Annotated in this window: 14 protein-coding genes; 5 read left to right on the forward strand and 9 right to left on the reverse strand. The window is 73.9% G+C overall.

What is annotated here, in order from left to right; genetic code table 11:
• The 4 genes from WA762_RS12405 to WA762_RS12420 form a co-directional block, all read right to left on the reverse strand.
• Entirely contained in the window at positions 1–1,701 is a 1,701-nt protein-coding gene (locus WA762_RS12405; RefSeq protein ID WP_335935590.1) for an acyl-CoA mutase large subunit family protein, read from the reverse strand.
• Positions 1,702–1,807: 106 nt separating this feature from the next.
• Complete coding sequence (locus tag WA762_RS12410; RefSeq protein WP_335935591.1) at positions 1,808–2,140, reverse strand: DUF3817 domain-containing protein; 333 nt, start codon at positions 2,138–2,140, stop codon at positions 1,808–1,810.
• Positions 2,141–2,274: 134 nt separating this feature from the next.
• Positions 2,275–2,784, reverse strand: a complete 510-nt coding sequence (locus WA762_RS12415) for a MarR family winged helix-turn-helix transcriptional regulator (protein WP_335935592.1) — start codon at positions 2,782–2,784, stop codon at positions 2,275–2,277.
• A gap of 10 nt (positions 2,785–2,794) precedes the next feature.
• Positions 2,795–4,303 (reverse strand): MFS transporter, encoded by a 1,509-nt coding sequence (locus WA762_RS12420; protein ID WP_335935593.1) that lies wholly within the window; start codon positions 4,301–4,303, stop codon positions 2,795–2,797.
• 111 nt (positions 4,304–4,414) lie between these two features.
• Between WA762_RS12420 and WA762_RS12425 the strand changes: the two genes are divergently transcribed.
• The gene (locus tag WA762_RS12425; protein ID WP_335935594.1) at positions 4,415–5,416 is read left to right on the forward strand and encodes an ArsR/SmtB family transcription factor; all 1,002 of its coding nucleotides are present in this window, start codon (positions 4,415–4,417) and stop codon (positions 5,414–5,416) included.
• A 175-nt stretch (positions 5,417–5,591) separates the two neighbouring features.
• Here WA762_RS12425 and WA762_RS12430 read toward each other — a convergent pair whose 3' ends face one another.
• Together WA762_RS12430 and WA762_RS12435 are read right to left on the reverse strand one after the other, a co-directional pair.
• On the reverse strand, positions 5,592–5,891 hold the full coding sequence (locus WA762_RS12430) for an MTH1187 family thiamine-binding protein (RefSeq protein WP_335935595.1): 300 nt from the start codon (positions 5,889–5,891) through the stop codon (positions 5,592–5,594).
• Complete coding sequence (locus WA762_RS12435) at positions 5,888–6,238, reverse strand: DUF3817 domain-containing protein (RefSeq protein WP_335935596.1); 351 nt, start codon at positions 6,236–6,238, stop codon at positions 5,888–5,890. Before WA762_RS12435 ends, WA762_RS12430 begins: the two co-directional genes overlap by 4 nt.
• Before the next feature lie 390 nt (positions 6,239–6,628).
• On the opposite strand from WA762_RS12435, the gene WA762_RS12440 reads away from it, so the two are divergent.
• From WA762_RS12440 to WA762_RS12455, 4 genes are all read left to right on the forward strand, one after another.
• Positions 6,629–7,267 carry an AIM24 family protein gene (locus WA762_RS12440; RefSeq protein WP_335935597.1) on the forward strand — a complete coding sequence of 213 codons (639 nt, stop codon included), beginning with the start codon at positions 6,629–6,631 and terminating at the stop codon, positions 7,265–7,267.
• Positions 7,267–7,917: an AIM24 family protein gene (locus WA762_RS12445; RefSeq protein WP_335935598.1), complete on the forward strand. Its 651-nt coding sequence runs from the start codon at positions 7,267–7,269 to the stop codon at positions 7,915–7,917. The genes WA762_RS12440 and WA762_RS12445 overlap by 1 nt, the downstream gene beginning before the upstream one ends.
• Positions 7,914–8,678: an AIM24 family protein gene (locus WA762_RS12450; RefSeq protein WP_335935599.1), complete on the forward strand. Its 765-nt coding sequence runs from the start codon at positions 7,914–7,916 to the stop codon at positions 8,676–8,678. The genes WA762_RS12445 and WA762_RS12450 overlap by 4 nt, the downstream gene beginning before the upstream one ends.
• A 137-nt stretch (positions 8,679–8,815) precedes the next feature.
• The gene (locus WA762_RS12455; RefSeq protein WP_335935600.1) at positions 8,816–9,292 is read left to right on the forward strand and encodes a MarR family winged helix-turn-helix transcriptional regulator; all 477 of its coding nucleotides are present in this window, start codon (positions 8,816–8,818) and stop codon (positions 9,290–9,292) included.
• Positions 9,293–9,346: 54 nt separating this feature from the next.
• On the opposite strand, the gene WA762_RS12460 is transcribed toward WA762_RS12455, so the two are convergent.
• From WA762_RS12460 to meaB, 3 genes are all read right to left on the reverse strand, one after another.
• Positions 9,347–11,692, reverse strand: coding sequence for a protein kinase domain-containing protein (locus tag WA762_RS12460; protein WP_335935601.1), 2,346 nt, complete (start codon positions 11,690–11,692; stop codon positions 9,347–9,349).
• 61 nt (positions 11,693–11,753) lie between these two features.
• A complete protein-coding gene (locus WA762_RS12465; RefSeq protein WP_335935602.1) occupies positions 11,754–14,243 on the reverse strand; it encodes a protein kinase domain-containing protein in 2,490 nt (829 codons plus the stop codon).
• Positions 14,244–14,605: 362 nt separating this feature from the next.
• Positions 14,606–15,562 carry a methylmalonyl Co-A mutase-associated GTPase MeaB gene (meaB, locus tag WA762_RS12470; RefSeq protein WP_335935603.1) on the reverse strand — a complete coding sequence of 319 codons (957 nt, stop codon included), beginning with the start codon at positions 15,560–15,562 and terminating at the stop codon, positions 14,606–14,608.
• Positions 15,563–15,651 lie beyond the last annotated feature (89 nt).

The following is a 15,651-nucleotide window of genomic DNA, read 5'->3' on the forward strand; positions in this document are numbered from 1 at the left end:
TCAGAAGCCGGGCGGCTCGGTGTAGACGCCCCACTCGTCGCGCAGCGCCCCGCAGATCTCGCCCAGCGTCGCCTCGGCGCGCACCGCGTCGAGCATCGGCCCGATCATGTTGGAGCCGTCGCGCGCGGCGGTCAGCATGGCGGCCAGCGCCGCCTCGACCCGCGCGTCGTCGCGGGCGTCCTTGCGGTCGGCGAGCACCCGGACCTGCTCGCGCTCGACCTCGTGGCTGACCCGCAGGATCTCCAGGTCGCCGGTGACCGAGCCGTGGTGGACGTTGACGCCGACGACGCGCTTGTCGCCCTTCTCCAGGGCCTGCTGGTAGCGGAAGGCGGACTCGGCGATCTCGCCGGTGAACCAGCCGTCCTCGATGCCGCGCAGGATGCCGGAGGTGATCGGCCCGACCGGGTGCTGCCCGTCGGGGTGGGCCCGGGCGCCGCGCTCCTTGATCTGGTCGAAGATCTTCTCGGCGTCGGCCTCGATGCGGTCGGTGAGCTGCTCGACGTACCAGGAACCGCCCAGCGGGTCGGCCACGTTGGCGACGCCGGTCTCCTCCATCAGCACCTGCTGGGTGCGCAGCGCGATCTCGGCGGCCTGCTCGGAGGGGAGCGCGAGGGTCTCGTCGAGGGCGTTGGTGTGCAGCGAGTTGGTGCCGCCGAGAACCGCGGAGAGCGCCTCGACCGCGGTGCGCACGACGTTGTTGTACGGCTGCTGGGCGGTGAGCGAGACGCCGGCGGTCTGGGTGTGGAAGCGGAGCCACTGCGCCTTGTCGGTCTTCGCCCCGTAGGTCTCCCTCATCCAGCGGGCCCAGATCCGGCGGGCCGCGCGGAACTTGGCGATCTCCTCGAAGAAGTCGACGTGCGCGTCGAAGAAGAACGACAGGCCGGGCGCGAACGTGTCGACGTCCAGCCCCCGGGACAGGCCCAGCTCCACGTACCCGAAGCCGTCCGCGAGGGTGTACGCGAGCTCCTGGGCGGCCGTCGCCCCGGCCTCGCGGATGTGGTAGCCGGAGACGGAGAGCGGCTTGTAGGCGGGGATCCCGTGGGCGCAGTGCTCCATGAGGTCCCCGATGAGGCGCAGATGCGGCTCGGGCTGGAAGAGCCACTCCTTCTGCGCGATGTACTCCTTGAAGATGTCGGTCTGGAGCGTGCCGTTGAGCACGCCCGGGTCGACGCCCTGGCGCTCGGCGGCGACCAGGTACATGCAGAAGACGGGGACGGCGGGGCCGCTGATCGTCATGGACGTCGTGACGTCGCCGAGCGGGATGTCCCGGAACAGGACCTCCATGTCGGCGGCGGAGTCGATGGCCACCCCGCAGTGCCCGACCTCGCCGAGCGAGCGGGGGTCGTCGGAGTCCCGGCCCATCAGCGTCGGCATGTCGAAAGCGACGCTGAGCCCGCCGCCGCCCGCGGCGAGGATCATCTTGTAGCGCTCGTTGGTCTGCTCGGCGTTGCCGAAGCCGGCGAACTGGCGGATCGTCCAGGTGCGCCCCCGGTAGCCGGTCGGGTGGAGCCCCCGGGTGAACGGGTACTCGCCGGGCCAGCCGATCCGCTCGAATCCCTCGTACGCGTCCCCCGGGCGGGGGCCGTAGACGGGCTCGACCGGGTCCCCGGAGAGCGTCGTGAAGTCCGCGTCACGCTTGCGGGCCTTGTCGTAACGGGCCTGCCAGCGGCGGCGGCCCTCCTCGATCGCGTCAGCGTCCATGCCATCGAATTTACTAGGACGTCCTAGTAAATGTCGATGGGGAACCGCCCGGCGCGCGGCACGGGGCGGTTCGGGAGGGCGCGGGCCGGGCCCGCGGCCCCTCGGTTCAGGCCTTGGCCGTCGCCGGGGAGGCGTCGGCGACCAGCGGCTCGACCTCGCGGACGACCTTGCGCTCGACGAAGAACGCGGCGGTCGGGATGGTGCCGGAGATCAGCACCCACAGCAGCTTGCCGACCGGCCATTTCGCCTTGGAGCCGAGGTCGAAGGCGAAGACCAGGTAGATGATGTACAGCACGCCGTGGATCTGGGAGACGACGAGCGTCAGACTCTCGCCCGTGTCGAAGCCGTACTTGAAGACCATGCAGGTGCAGAGCACCAGCAACATGACTGCGGTGACGTAGGCCATCACCCGGTACCGGGTCAGCACACTGCGTTTCATGGCATCGAGCGTAACCGGACGTCCGGGGCGATCTTGCAGCGGGCCGGGGTACCGCAACGCCGTCCCGCGGTTCCCCGCGCCCCCCGGATCGGGGCCGTCCCGGCACCGCGACGTCACGCGGCGCGGTCGCGCCGCTACGGCTCCTCGAAGTCCTGGGCCGCGATCCGCAGCGGCCGCAGCATGGCGAAGATCTCCGCGCACTCCTCGGCGTCGTAGGCCCCGAGGCCGAACTCCATGGCGACCAGGTCCTTGGTCGCCGCCTCGACGACCTCCCGCCCCTTGTCGGTGATGGAGGCGAGGGTGCCGCGCCCGTCGTTCGGGTTGGGGCGCTTGTCCACCAGCCCGGAGCGCACCAGCCGGTCCACGGTGTTCGTGACGGAGGTGGGGTGCACCATCAGCCGCTCCCCGATCTTGGACATGGGCAGCTCGCCCGCCTTGGAGAAGGCCAGCAGCACCAGCGCCTCGTACCGGGCGAAGGTCAGACCGTACGGCTTGACCACCGCGTCGACCTCGGCGAGCAGGATCTGCTGCGCGCGCATGATCGAGGTGATCGCGGCCATCGAGGGTACCGGTCCCCAGCGCTGCCGCCAGAGCTCGTCGGCGCGGGCGATGGGATCGAAGGGGAGACTGAGCGGCTTCGGCACACGACCGACCTTACCCACTGGTCATATGCTGGTCAGCCTCGTCTCGAACCTTGGTCCGAACACGCTCGGCGGGCGGTCCTCCCGTCGCCGCCGCGGACGGTCCTCCCCGCGCCGCTTCCGCCACGTTCAGCCTGCGCGCCGTCAGGACGAGCGGCAGCAGGCAGAGGACGCCGGCGGCGCCCGCCCCGGCGACCACCTGGTGGACGGGGAAGAACTCGGCGGCGAGCCCGGCGAGTGCCATGCCGACGCCCTGGAGCGTCATCATCCCGGCGGTCAGCAGGGTCATGGCCCGGCCGCGCAGCGACTCCGGGACGGCCGCGACGAACCATTTGTCCAGGCCGATGACATAGGCCCCGCTCGCCCCGGCCAGCGCCAGGACGATCACGGCCGGGACCACGCCGGGGCGGAGGACGTACAGCAGCAGGGGCAGCGGTCCCACGACCGCCGCGGGCAGCACGATCAGGGAGCGCAGGCGCGGGGAGAGCCCGGTGCCCGTGTACAGCTCCGCGGCGATCTGGCCGACCGGCATCGCGCACATCAGCAGTCCGAGCGCGGTCGTCCCGACGCCGATCTCGTCCGCGTACGGGGCGGCGAGCGCCTCCGGCGCGACGAGGAACAGCGGAGGCGCCCAGAACAGCAGCATCAGCACCCGGATCCGGCGGTCCCGGAACAGACTGCGGGCCCCGGCGAGCGACTCCTTGAGCAGGGCGCCGCCGCCGTTCCCCTGCCCGTCCCCAACCCGGTCCCCGTTCCGCGCGTCCGGGCCGGCGGGTCCGGAGGACCGGGCGGGCCGGTGGCGGGTGCCGAAGCGGAGCAGGACGGCGGAGCAGAGGAACGTCACGACGGTGATGGTGATCGCCCCGCGCGGGGACAGGACGGCGAGCAGCATCCCGCCCGCGCCGAACCCGATGAGCACCGCGCTCTGCGAGACGATCCGCAGCAGCGAGCGGCCGAGGACGTATGCCTCGCCGTCGCCCAGGATCTCGGTGAGCGCGGCCATGCGCGTCCCGGTGAAGACGGGCGACACCGCGGCGACCAGACAGCGCAGCAGGAGCAGTCCGCCGACGGGCGTGCCCGGCAGCACCATCACCGCGACGCACGCCGCGCACACCAGATCGCAGGTGACGAGGACCCGCCGGGCGGGATACCGGTCCGCGATCCCGGCGAGCAGCGTGCCCCCGACGAGGTACGGGAGGAAGCCGAGCGCGAAGGTGAGGGCGCTGAGCAGGGGCGATCCGGTGAGGCCGTACACCAGGACGGTGAGGGCGAGTTCGCTGACGACGACGCCGAGCAGGGAGAGCAGGTGCGCGGCGAAGACCGCCCGGAACTCCCGCACGGCGAAGACGGCACGGTAGCCGCGCGGGGCCCGTGCTCCGGGCGCGGCGCCGGCCGGGGGGTCCTGCAGGGCGGTGTCGGGGCGGCGGTCCCGCGGCGCGGCGTCGGCCGGCTCCTGCGGCACGCCGGGCCGGGGTGCGGGCGCGGCGACGGTCTCGGTGCCTCTCGGCTTGTCTCTCGGCATGGGCGCAGCCTGCGGGGACCCGGACCGCCTTCCGTAGACTTTCGGTCCACGCCGAAAGTCACGGGAGGGCCCGGGGCCCGGGACCGGCGGGAGTCCACTCGGAGGCGGCACATGGCGTTCCATCTGCATCTGGACGAGAGCGATCTGCTCCGTTGCCGGTTCGCGCTCTCCCCGCTCGGGGAGACGCAGGCGGCGGTGCGGGTGCTGGCCCAGCCCTACCGGCAGGGGTATCACCTGCCGTGGCTCCGGCTGATCCGGGAGGCGGCAGAAGATCTCGATCTCCGGCCGCTGTGGCTGCTGATGCCCCGCGGCGGTCACTGCCCGGACTTCTTCAGCCCGCCGCCGCCCGGCCCGGTCCCCTCCTTCGAGGAGGAGATCGCGGGCATGCGGGCACTCGATCCGGAACTCGTCCGCCAGGATCTCGAACTCACCCTGGCGGGCCGCCCCGGCGGGCTGCGCTCCGCCACCGGGCGGGCGATGCTGGCCGATCCGGCCCGGACCCTGCGGACCCTGGCCGACCTGCTGGAACAGGCCTGGCGGGTGCTGGTCGAGCCGCACTGGCCCCGGCTGCGGGCCCTGCTGGAGGCGGACATCGCCTACCACTCGCGGCGGCTCGCGGCGGTCGGCTTCGGGCGGCTGCTGGGAGAGCTGAGCTCCCAGCTGAGCTGGTCCCGGTCGACGCTCACCATCGTCGGGCTCCAGGGGCGGCACAGCAGGGTGCTGGGCGGGCAGGGGCTCGTCCTGATCCCCAGCGTCTTCGGCTGGCCGGACGCGGTCAGCGGCTTCGAGCCGCCCTGGCAGCCGGCCATCATCTACCCGGCTCGCGGGATCGGCGGGCTGTGGGCGCGGTCCGCCGACCGGACCCCGCAGGCGCTCGCCCGGCTGCTGGGCCGGGGCCGCGCCGAGGTGCTGTGCGCGCTCGACGAACCGGCCGGGACGAGCACCCTGGCCCACCGGCTGGGCCTCGCGCTCTCCTCCGTGTCCGAGCATCTGTCGGTGCTGCGCGAGGCGGGACTGCTCACCTCGCGGCGCTACGGCCATCAGGTGCTGTACGAGCGGACGCCGCTGGGCATCGCCCTGGCGGCGCCGGACGGCCCCGACGAGCGGGCCTAGGTGTGTTGTTCGGGCAGGTTGGTGACGCGGCGGGCGGACGCGGCGGGCGGGACACGCGACGGGCGGGAACGGCGCGCGCGACGGTGCGCGGGAACGGCCGGAGCCCCCGGTCCGGGGCGATCGCCTCGGGCCGGGGGCTCCTCGGGTTCGGCGCACAGTGCGGCGGGGGTGGGCGTCAGTCCTTCTCCGCGAGGTAGCGCTCGACGGTCTCCACCTTGGAGGTCAGGCCGTCGGTGACGCCCGGCCGGATGTCGGCCTTCAGCACCAGGGAGACGCGGCCGGCGCGGGCCTCGACGGCGGCGACGGCGCGCTTGACGACGTCCATCACCTCGTCCCACTCCCCCTCGATGGAGGTGAACATGGCGTCCGTGCGGTTGGGCAGCCCGGACTCGCGGACGACCCGGACGGCGTCGGCCACGTACGCGCCGACGTCCTCGCCGACCCCCAGCGGACTGACGGAGAACGCGACGATCATGCGCCGACCACTCCCTCCCGGCGGGCCCGGGCGGCGATCACGCCGTCGGCCTCGTAGCGCTTGAGCAGCTTGTCCCCGTACAGCCCGCCGAACGGCAGCAGCGCGAGCAGGAAGAAGAGCGCGACCCGCTTCAGCGGCCACTTGGTCTTGGACCAGACGTCGAGCAGCAGCACGGCGTAGATCACGAAGAGCACGCCGTGCAGTATGCCGAGCGGCATCATCAGGAAGTCGATGTCCGAGATCCGGCTGAGGATCGAGCCAAAGATGATCAGCGCCGGGAAGGAGAGCGCCTCGGGGATCGAGATGAGGCGCAGCCGGTGCAGGGCGGTAGCGGTCTTGATGTCCACGAGGGCACCTTCGGTGGGAGGGTCGTGACAGCTTGTGAACGTGCGCACAAGCGCCCCCCATTGTGGCATCGGCGGGGGCGGCGCCCGGTGCCGGGGGGCGGGTGTCCCCGGTCACGGTGACGCGTACGGGGACTGCGTCGAACTCGCGTGCGGGGTTCCGGACGCGCCGGGGACGCACCAGGACGAGCCGTCACGCGGCTCACGTACGGCGCGTACGCCCCAACGCGCGCGGAATCGTGCGCGGGGCGCGCGGCCCCTCGCCCGGCACGCGGCGGATTCGTCCCGGGCGTGTCCGGGTCCAGTACCGGATGTGTATCAGGGACGGATCAGGGGGCCGGATCCGTCTCATGGCCCTGTCCGGGCCGGAGCGCTGCGGATACCGTCGGGCGGGTGGCGACGTTCCGACTCCAAGGCAGCAGAACTCTGGCCGTCGACCTGAACGGTGACGCCGTCCGGGCCAAGAACGGCTCGATGGTGGCGTACGACGGCCGGATGACGTTCAAGAAGATGACCGGCGGCGGCGACGGTCTGCGCGGCATGGTGACGCGCCGGCTGACCGGCGAGCAGATGGCCGTGATGCAGGTGACGGGGAAGGGCACCTGTTATTTCGCCGACCGCGCGAGCGAGATCAGCCTGGTCTCGCTGCACGGCGACAAGCTCTACGTCGAGGCGAGCAACCTGCTCTGCACCGACGGCGGGCTGCGCACCGGCACCACCTTCACCGGGCTGCGCGGCGGGGCGAGCGGCAACGGGCTGTTCACCACGACCGTCGAGGGGACCGGGCAGGTGGCGATCATGTCGGACGGTTCGGCCGTGGCGCTGCGGGTCTCGCCGCAGTACCCGCTGTTCGTCGACCCCGGCGCCTACATCGCCCACCAGGGGGATCTGCGCCAGCACCTCCAGTCCGGGGTGAACTTCCGGACGCTGATCGGCGAGGGCTCGGGCGAGGCGTTCCAGATCCGGTTCGAGGGCGAGGGGATCGTCTACGTGCAGCCCAGTGAGCGCAACACCCTCGGGGGCGACCTCTGATGCCGTTCCGTGAGATCAACGCGAAGATGGTCGAGGCGACGGTGGTGCCCGGCCAGAAGCTGTACAGCCAGCGGGGCGCGATGCTCGCGTACCGGGGCGAGGTGTCGTTCACCCCGAACATCCAGGGCGGCCAGGGCGGCGTGATGTCGATGATCGGCCGACGAGTGGCGAACGAGGCGACTCCGCTGATGACGGTCGAGGGGAACGGCACGGTGATGTTCGGCCACGGCGGTCACCACATCCAGGTGATCGACCTGGCCGGGGACACCCTCTATGTGGAGGCCGACCGGCTGCTCGCCTTCGACGGATCGCTCCAGCAGTCCACGATGTTCATGGGCTCGCAGGGCGGGGTGATGGGGATGGTGCGCGGCCAGGTGACCGGGCAGGGCCTGTTCACCACCACCCTGACGGGGCACGGGGCGGTCGCCGTGATGGCCCACGGCGGGGTGATCGAGCTGCCGATCTCCCCGGGGCACGAGGTGCACGTGGACCCGCAGGCGTACGTGGCGCACCACGGCGACGTGCGCAACAAGCTCTCCGCCGCGCTCGGCTGGCGCGAGATGGTGGGCCGCGGCTCCGGCGAGGCGTTCCAGCTGGAGCTGAGCGGCAACGGCGCGGTCTACGTCCAGGCATCGGAGGAGAAGCTGTGAGCACGCCCGTGGTCTTCGACCCGATGACGCTGCCGGCGGACGACAACGTCAACGCGTACACCTTCTGCGTGGAACTCGCCGGGAGCCAGTGGTTCCTGCAGAAGGGCAAGATGATCGCCTACTACGGGCGGATCGGGTTCGACGGCGTCGGCCACGGCCGCTTCGAGCACCTGCTGCGGACGAGCTTCCACTCGCCGCTGCACGCGAGCGACTGGGTGGTGGCCGAGGGCAGCGGCAAGATGCTGCTGGCGGACCGCGCCTTCGACGTGAACTCGTACGACCTGGACGACGGGAACCTGACGATCCGCTCGGGCAACCTGCTGGCGTTCCAGCCGTCCCTGGCACTCAAGCAGTCGATCGTGCCGGGGTTCCTGACGCTGATCGGCACGGGGAAGTTCGTGGCGGCGTCCAACGGTCCGGTGGTCTTCATGGAGCCGCCGATGCGGGTCGACCCGCAGGCGCTGGTGGGCTGGGCGGACTGCCCCTCGCCGTGCCACCACTACGACCACGGCTATCTGACGGGCGTGCTCGGCGGGCTGCGGTCGCTGACCGGGCTCGGCGGCACCTCGGGCGAGGAGCACCAGTTCGAGTTCGTGGGGGCGGGCACGGTGCTGCTCCAGTCGACCGAGGCGCTGGTGCCCGATCAGCCGACGGGGACGACACCGGCCGGGCCGGGGGTGCCGGGCGCCCCGGGTCAACCCGGCTCCGCGCACCGTTCGGCCGGTCAGCTCGGGGACCTCCAGCGTCGCTTCGGTTGGTGAGCGGTAGTCTGCGGACTGTGACGCCGGACGTCCGCGCACCGCCCCGCGGACCCGGCCGCGAGCGAGTACCGGGCGATCGCCGGACGTCACACCTTCTCACTTCGTCCAGAATTCAACTTCTTAGGTAGAATCCATACATGGAGACCGAGACGGCCACCCGCTGGCTGAACGACGCGGAGCAGTGCGCCTGGCGCACCCACCTGGAGGTCAGCAGGCTGCTGATGCACCAGCTGGAGAAGGACCTCCAGCCCTTCGGCCTGACCATGAACGACTACGAGATCCTGGTCAATCTCTCGGAGTCGGAGGGTCAGCGCATGCGGATGAGCGACCTCGCCGCAGCGACGTTGCAGTCCAAGAGCAGGCTCTCGCACCAGATCACCCGCATGGAGAACGCGGGTCTGGTCCGCCGGGAGAACTGCGAGTCGGACCGGCGCGGACTGTACGGAGTCCTCACCGAGCACGGAGCGGAGACGATGCGGAAGGTGGCGCCCCACCACGTGGCGTCGGTGCGCAAGCACTTCATGGACCTGCTCACGCCGGAGGCGCTGGCGGATCTGCACACGGCGCTGACCCCGGTCGCCGAGCACCTGCGGGGGCGGCGCGGCAAGGTCTGACCCGCCGGCGGAGTCCGGCACGGGCCCGGCGGCCGGGCCGGTCCGCGGGCGGGGTCAGGGCGCGTAGCTGAGAACCGTTCCGTCCTTGAAGGACAGGAAGGCGACGTTGCCGCGCGCGACGAGTGAGATGGACGCCGGATCGAGCCGGGTCCCGCGCTGGGGCCATCCGGCCGGGGGGTTGCCGTTCCAGTCCGGGTACCCCTCCGTCGCGAGGTCGGCGACCGCCACCGACTGTTTGCCCACGACCAGCAGCCGGTCACCCACCAGGGACGGCCTGCCCATGGTCTCCAGGCCGTCGGTGCCCCCGTACTTGGTGGCCCAGTACTGGCGGCCGTCGGACAGGCCGAACGCGTACGTCGTCGTCCGGCTGCTCACCACGACCTTGCCGTCGCGCGAGAGGACCGGCGGAAAGGCGACGTCCAGCCCCTCGGCGACCCAGCGGCGGTCGCCCGGGGCCGTCACGTCCATGACCGACAGGCCGAGCGGGCCGGCGCAGAGAAGCCGCTTCCCCTTCAGGACCGGCATGCGGCAACTGATCTCACCCGCCGGGACGGAGGCCAGCCGTCGGCCGTCGGCGGCGTTCAGGACGGTGACGCCGTCGCCGGCCACGACGAGCCGGCCGTCGGCGAGGGCCAGCGCGGTCGCCCCGGCCGGACCGTCCTGCGCCGTGTCCCAGATGACGGGGTGCGCGGCGGAGAGTTCGCGGGCGACGACCCGGGAACGCCCGGTTCCGGCGGTGTCCGCCCCCGCACCGGTCCGCGTGACGTAGTACAGGACCCGGCCGGACGCGACGGAGTCGACGACGCGGGCTCCGGCGAGGAACGGCTCGCGCCGGCGCTCGGTCCCGTCGGCCAGGTCGCGCGCGACCAGGGCGCCGTCCTCGAACGCGTACACGGTGGCGCCGACGACGGCGGCCACCGAGGCCGGGCCGGCCCCGGTCCGGCCCGGCGGGGCCTGCCAGCGCTGTTTCCCGTTCGTCGCGTCCAGCGCCGTGACGCGGCGCGGCCCGCCGCAGACCAGGGTGGCGTCCGCCAGGACGCATTCCGCGGGGCCGTCCTCGATCCGGGTCCGCCACGCCTGCCAGCCGGCCGGCCGGGTGGCGAGGGCCGCGGCGGCGGCGCCGAAGTCGCCCGTACGGCCGGGGTCCGCGCCGGGCACGACGACGGCCCCGGCCCCGGCGGCGCCGGACGGGGAGGCGGAGGCCGAGTCGGCCGGGCGTCCCGCGCCCGCGGACGCGCCCCCGCCGTCACCGCCGTCGAGGAGGCCCGGCAGGAACACCGCCCCCAGCGTCGCGCACACCGCGACGGCTGCCGCCGCCCCGATCCACCGCGCCCGCCCGCGCCGTCCCCCCTCGCCCGGTGCGGCCGCCGGAACGGCCGGCGTCGGGGCTGGCGCCCCCTCCCCCGGGCCGGGAACGTACGCCGGGGCGTGCTCCGGGGCACGGAACGGGGCCGGGGGCGCGGCGGCCTGCGGCGCGGTCGCCTCGTCGGCGGCGCGGGCCCCGGCCGCGTGCGCGGCGAGCAGCCCCCGTACCGCGTCCGGCCAGGGGAACGGGCCGGGCCCGGCCGCCGACGGCGGCCCGTCGGGCAGCAGCAGGGCGGCGAGCCGCTCCGGGGTCGGCCTGGCCTCGGCCGCGCGGTGCAGACACTGCCGGACCACCTCCCTCAACCGGGGCGGCACGCCGGACAGTTCGGCCTCGCCCCGGGAGATCCGGAAGACCACGGCGGCCATGTCGGAGTCGTCGAACGGGCCCCGCCCGGCGGCGGCGAAGGCGAGCACCGCGCCGAGGCAGAACACGTCGGACGCCGGGACGAGCGAGCGCGAGCCGTTGACATGTTCGGGCGAGATGTAGCCGGGGCTGCCCACCACGACCCCGGTCCGGGTCAGCTGTGTGGCGTCGAACGCCTGGGCGATCCCGAAGTCGATCACCTTCGGACCGTCCGGGCCCAGCAGCACGTTGCCGGGCTTGAGGTCGCGGTGGAGCACGCGCACGGCGTGCATGTCGGCGAGCGCGCGGGCGAGCCCGGCGCCCAGCTCCCGCACGATGTGCTCGGGCAGCGGCCCGCAGCGGGTCACCGCCTCGGCCAGCGAGGGGCCCGGGACGTACTCGGTCGCCAGCCAGGGCAGCCGGGCGTCCGCGTCGCCGCCCACCAGGGCCGCGGTGTGCGGGCTGCGGACGGCGCCCGCCGCGCCGATCTCCCGGCGGAAACGGACCCGGAAGCCGTCGTCGAGGTCGAGGTCCGGGCGCACGGTCTTCAGCGCGACCAGCCCGGCGCGCGGATCGGCCGCACCGGCCGGGCGGGCCAGGTACACCTCGCCCATGCCGCCCGCGCCGAGCAGCCCGAGCAGCTGGTAGGGGCCGATCAGGCGGGCCCGGCCCGAGGGAAGCGGCTGGATCACTGTGCGGCTCCTGAGCTGTTCGTCGGACGGTTCACTCGTGCAGGGGGAGGGATCGAACGGCTCACTCGGGCAGCGGGACGGAGAGCGTGGTGCCGTCGTCGTAGACGACGTGGACGACGCCGCCGACCGGCAGCACCTGCGGGTCGAGCAGTTCCCTGTCGAGCTCGATGCCGTCGGTCAGGCTGTCGTACGTCGGCGTCGGGCTCGGCCCGGGGGCGCCCGCCAGCCGGGTCCGCTTCGGGGCGCCGAGCGTGCCGTCGTCACCGATCGGGACCGTGTACAGAGTGGTGCTGTCCGCCCACACCAGCGTGTCCGCGACGATCATCGGGTCGGAGACCGGGTTGCTCATGCCCGGCGCCTGCTCTCCGCCGAGCGGGAAGCGGCCGAGCGTCCGGCCGCCGTCCCGGCTCAGGACGACGAGTTCGTCCGGTACGCCCGGCGTGCCCGCGTCGCTCTTCCGGCGGAGCGTGATCACGTGGTCGTCGAGCGCGGTCAGGTCCGCCTCGGCGGCGAGGGCGTGGTCGAACGGCACGCGCCCCTCCGCCTCCAGCGTCCCGGCCGCGAACCGCAGCGCGACCATGTCCATGCCGAAGCCGGAGGGGTCGTCGTTGCGGACGTGGGCGGCGCAGAAGGCCGACCGGCCGCGCACCCGCAGCTCCCCGCAGCCGGAGCTGTTGCGGTCGCCCCCCGTTCCCTGCACCGCCTCGCCGCCGGCCGTGCCCAGCAGGGCGCCGTCCTCGGGCCGGAACGCCTTCGGCGCCTCCTCGCCGATCGCGTACAGCGTCTTTCCGTCGGTGGCGACCGGCCAGAAGTTCCCCTTCTGCGCGTTGGCGAGGGTCTGCGGGCCCAGCGGCTTCTGCCACTTCCGGGCGCCGGTCGCCCGGTCGTAGGCGGCGAGCGAGGCGCCGTCGGGGGTGGACGTGGTCGCGGCGAAGACCTGGTCCCCGAGGACCAGCGGGGCGCTGTCCAGGTCGTGCGCGCCGCCGGAGGGGGTCTCCCAGCGGACCGTGCCGGTCCGCGCATCCAGCGACTGCAGTCGGCCGCCCGCGGCGAGCAGCACGGTGTCGTCGTGGACGGTGGGCCGGGTGGCGTTGGCGGGCATGAAGAACTGTCCCCTCGGCCCCCAGCCCGCCGGCCGGGTCTCCTGGCCGACGTCGAGCGTCCACAGCCGGTGTCCGTCGGCCGCCGAGAGCGCCTCGTAGGTGCCGTCGACGAGCCGGCAGACGAGCGCGTCGCGCCCCGCGGAACAGCCGATCGGCTTATGGGCGAACCGGCCCTTCCAGGACTTCTTCCAGCCCTCGGGCCGGACGTCGCGGCCGTACGGGACGGTGCCCGAGCCGTCCGGGCCGCCGTTCTCGTCCACGCCCGCCGTGATCCGGGCGGCGACGGCCGGGCGGCTCTTCTCCGTCGCCCGGTCCCCGCCGCCGTGGTGGCCGCGCCAGAACAGGACGCCCCCGGTGGCCGCGCCCAGCACCACCAGGGCGGCGAGGGCGGCGCCCAGGACCCGGCGGGAGCGGCGCCGGGGCGGGGCGAGGCCGGGCCCCTGGGTGGGCGCGGCATGCAGGCCGGGGGCGAAGTCGGTTCCCCGGGTGGGAAGTTGGTGGGCGGCGGCGCGGCTTCCGGTGGCGGCCTCGGTGGGGGTGTAGCCGGGCAGCAGGGGGCCGCCGAGGGCGAGGATCCGGGCGAGTTCGCGTTCGTGCTCGACGATCTGGCGCACCACCGGCTCGGGCCAGCGGCCGGCGGCGCCGGGGTCCAGCCGCCGGGCGAGTTCGCCGGCGGTGGGGCGGGCGGCCGGGTCGGGGGTCAGGCAGTCCGCCAGGACGGCGCGCAGCGTCTCGGGGACGTCGTCGAGATCGGCCTCGACGTACTTGACCCGGTAGAGCACGGCGGCGACGGGCCCGTCCCCGAAGGGATCGCGCCCGGTGGCGGCGTAGCAGAGCACGGAGGCGAGACAGAAGACGTCCGAGGCGGCGACGACGCGCCCGCTCCCCGCCACGTGCTCCGGGGACATGAAGGCGGGGCTGCCGACCATGCGGCTGGTGGTGGTGAGCGGGGTCGCGCCGGTGTCGCGTGCGATCCCGAAGTCGATGAGGCGCGGGCCGTCCGCGGCGAGCATCACGTTGCCGGGCTTCATGTCGCGGTGGACGATCCCGGCCCCGTGCACGGCGGCCAGCGCGCGGGCGAGCGCGGCGCCGAGCATCCGCACCTCGGCCTCGCTCATGGCCCCGGCCCCGCGGACGGCGGCGGACAGGGTCGGCCCGGCCACGTATCCGGTGGCCAGCCACGGCACCTCGGCCTCGGCGTCCCCGTCGAGCAGCGGGGCCAGATGGGGCCCGGCGACGGACCGGGCGACGTCGATCTCGCGCCGGAAGCGGTCGCGGAAGCCCGGGTCGCCGGCCACGTCGCGGCGGACCGTCTTGACGGCCACCGGGACGTCGTCGCCGTCGCGCAGCCCGAGGAAGACCTCCCCCATGCCGCCCGCGCCGAGTCCGGCTCGTATCCCGTACGGTCCGATCCGTCTGGGCGAGTCCTCCCGCAACGGTCCGAGCATGCGCCGATCCCCCCGTCGATACCCGCGGCACGCCGACGGCACGCCGAAGGGTGCCGAAGATCCGCCGCGTGTGCGTCCGGGCGCAATTTTGCCACGGACACGTCACGAGCTGGGGCGGCGGCCCGCGACGGGGAACCCCTGTTCCGGCGGCGGTTGACGCGCCGTCAGCGACCGGTGCGGCCCGACGGCGGCCCACCCCGGGGCCTCCGTCGAGATTGTCGGGACCGCCGGGGCAGGGCGGACCGTCAGGGCTTCCGAGGCCAACGGGACCGCCGGAACTGCCAGCGCTGCCGGGACCGCCGGGACCATCGGGACCGCCAGGGCCGCCGGGACCGCCGGGGCGGTCAGGACTACCGGGGCCGTCAGGACTCCGTGAGGCCCGCCACCAGTTCGTCCGCCGCCGCGTACGGGTCCAGGGTCCCCGCGACGATGCGTTCCGCGAGCGCGCCGATGTGGCGGTCGCCGTGCAGGTCCCCGATGCGCTCGCGCAGCCGGGTGACGGCGATGGTCTCGACCTCGCGGGCCGCGCGCGCCCTGCGCCGTTCGGCGAGCACGCCGCGCTCCTCCATCCACGCCCGGTGCTTCTCCAGCGCCTCGACCACCTCGTCGACGCCCTGGCCCCGGGCGGCGACCGTCTTCACGATCGGCGGGCGCCAGTCGCCGGGGCCGCGCGCCTCGCCCAGGCCCAGCATGTGGTTGAGCTCGCGCGCGGTGGCGTCCGCGCCGTCCCGGTCGGCCTTGTTGACCACGTACACGTCGCCGATCTCCAGGATCCCGGCCTTCGCCGCCTGGATGCCGTCGCCCATGCCGGGCGCCAGCAGGACGACGGAGGTGTCGGCCTGGGAGGCGATCTCCACCTCCGACTGGCCGACCCCGACCGTCTCCACCAGGACCACGTCGCACCCGGCCGCGTCCAGCACCCGGATCGCCTGCGGCGCCGCCCAGGCGAGACCGCCCAGATGCCCCCGGGTGGCCATGGAGCGGATGTAGACGCCCGGGTCGGAGGCGTGCTCCGACATCCGCACCCGGTCGCCGAGCAGCGCCCCGCCGGAGAACGGCGAGGACGGGTCGACGGCCAGGACGCCGACCCGCTTGCCGGCCCGCCGGTACGCCGAGACCAGCGCCGAGGTCGACGTCGACTTGCCGACGCCGGGCGAGCCCGTCAGGCCGACCACGTACGCGTTGCCGGTCAGCGGCGCCAGCGCCGCCATCACCTCGCGCAGCTGCGGCGACGCCCCCTCCACCAGGGAGATGAGCCGGGCCACGGCCCTCGGCCGGCCGGCGCGCGCCTGCTCGACCAGGGTGGGGACGTCCACCATCACCGCTCCGTTCGCTCGCTGTGTGCTCCGGTGCCCCGGCGGCGGGCCCGCCGCCGGTCACGGCACCACCTGTACTACGTACGGCCCCG

The sequence above is a fragment of the Streptomyces tyrfis genome (assembly GCF_037034285.1).
Taxonomy (GTDB): Bacteria; Actinomycetota; Actinomycetes; order Streptomycetales; family Streptomycetaceae; genus Streptomyces.

Excerpts from the sequence above, each read along its gene's own strand:
- WA762_RS12405 (WP_335935590.1), bottom strand. The coding sequence starts at position 1,701 with ATGGACGCTGACGCGATCGAGGAGGGCCGCCGCCGCTGGCAGGCCCGT.
- WA762_RS12410 (WP_335935591.1), bottom strand. The coding sequence starts at position 2,140 with ATGAAACGCAGTGTGCTGACCCGGTACCGGGTGATGGCCTACGTCACC.
- WA762_RS12420 (WP_335935593.1), bottom strand. The coding sequence starts at position 4,303 with ATGCCGAGAGACAAGCCGAGAGGCACCGAGACCGTCGCCGCGCCCGCA.
- WA762_RS12425 (WP_335935594.1), top strand. The coding sequence starts at position 4,415 with ATGGCGTTCCATCTGCATCTGGACGAGAGCGATCTGCTCCGTTGCCGG.
- WA762_RS12430 (WP_335935595.1), bottom strand. The coding sequence starts at position 5,891 with ATGATCGTCGCGTTCTCCGTCAGTCCGCTGGGGGTCGGCGAGGACGTC.
- WA762_RS12445 (WP_335935598.1), top strand. The coding sequence starts at position 7,267 with ATGCCGTTCCGTGAGATCAACGCGAAGATGGTCGAGGCGACGGTGGTG.
- WA762_RS12455 (WP_335935600.1), top strand. The coding sequence starts at position 8,816 with ATGGAGACCGAGACGGCCACCCGCTGGCTGAACGACGCGGAGCAGTGC.
- WA762_RS12465 (WP_335935602.1), bottom strand. The coding sequence starts at position 14,243 with ATGCTCGGACCGTTGCGGGAGGACTCGCCCAGACGGATCGGACCGTAC.
- meaB (WP_335935603.1), bottom strand. The coding sequence starts at position 15,562 with ATGGTGGACGTCCCCACCCTGGTCGAGCAGGCGCGCGCCGGCCGGCCG.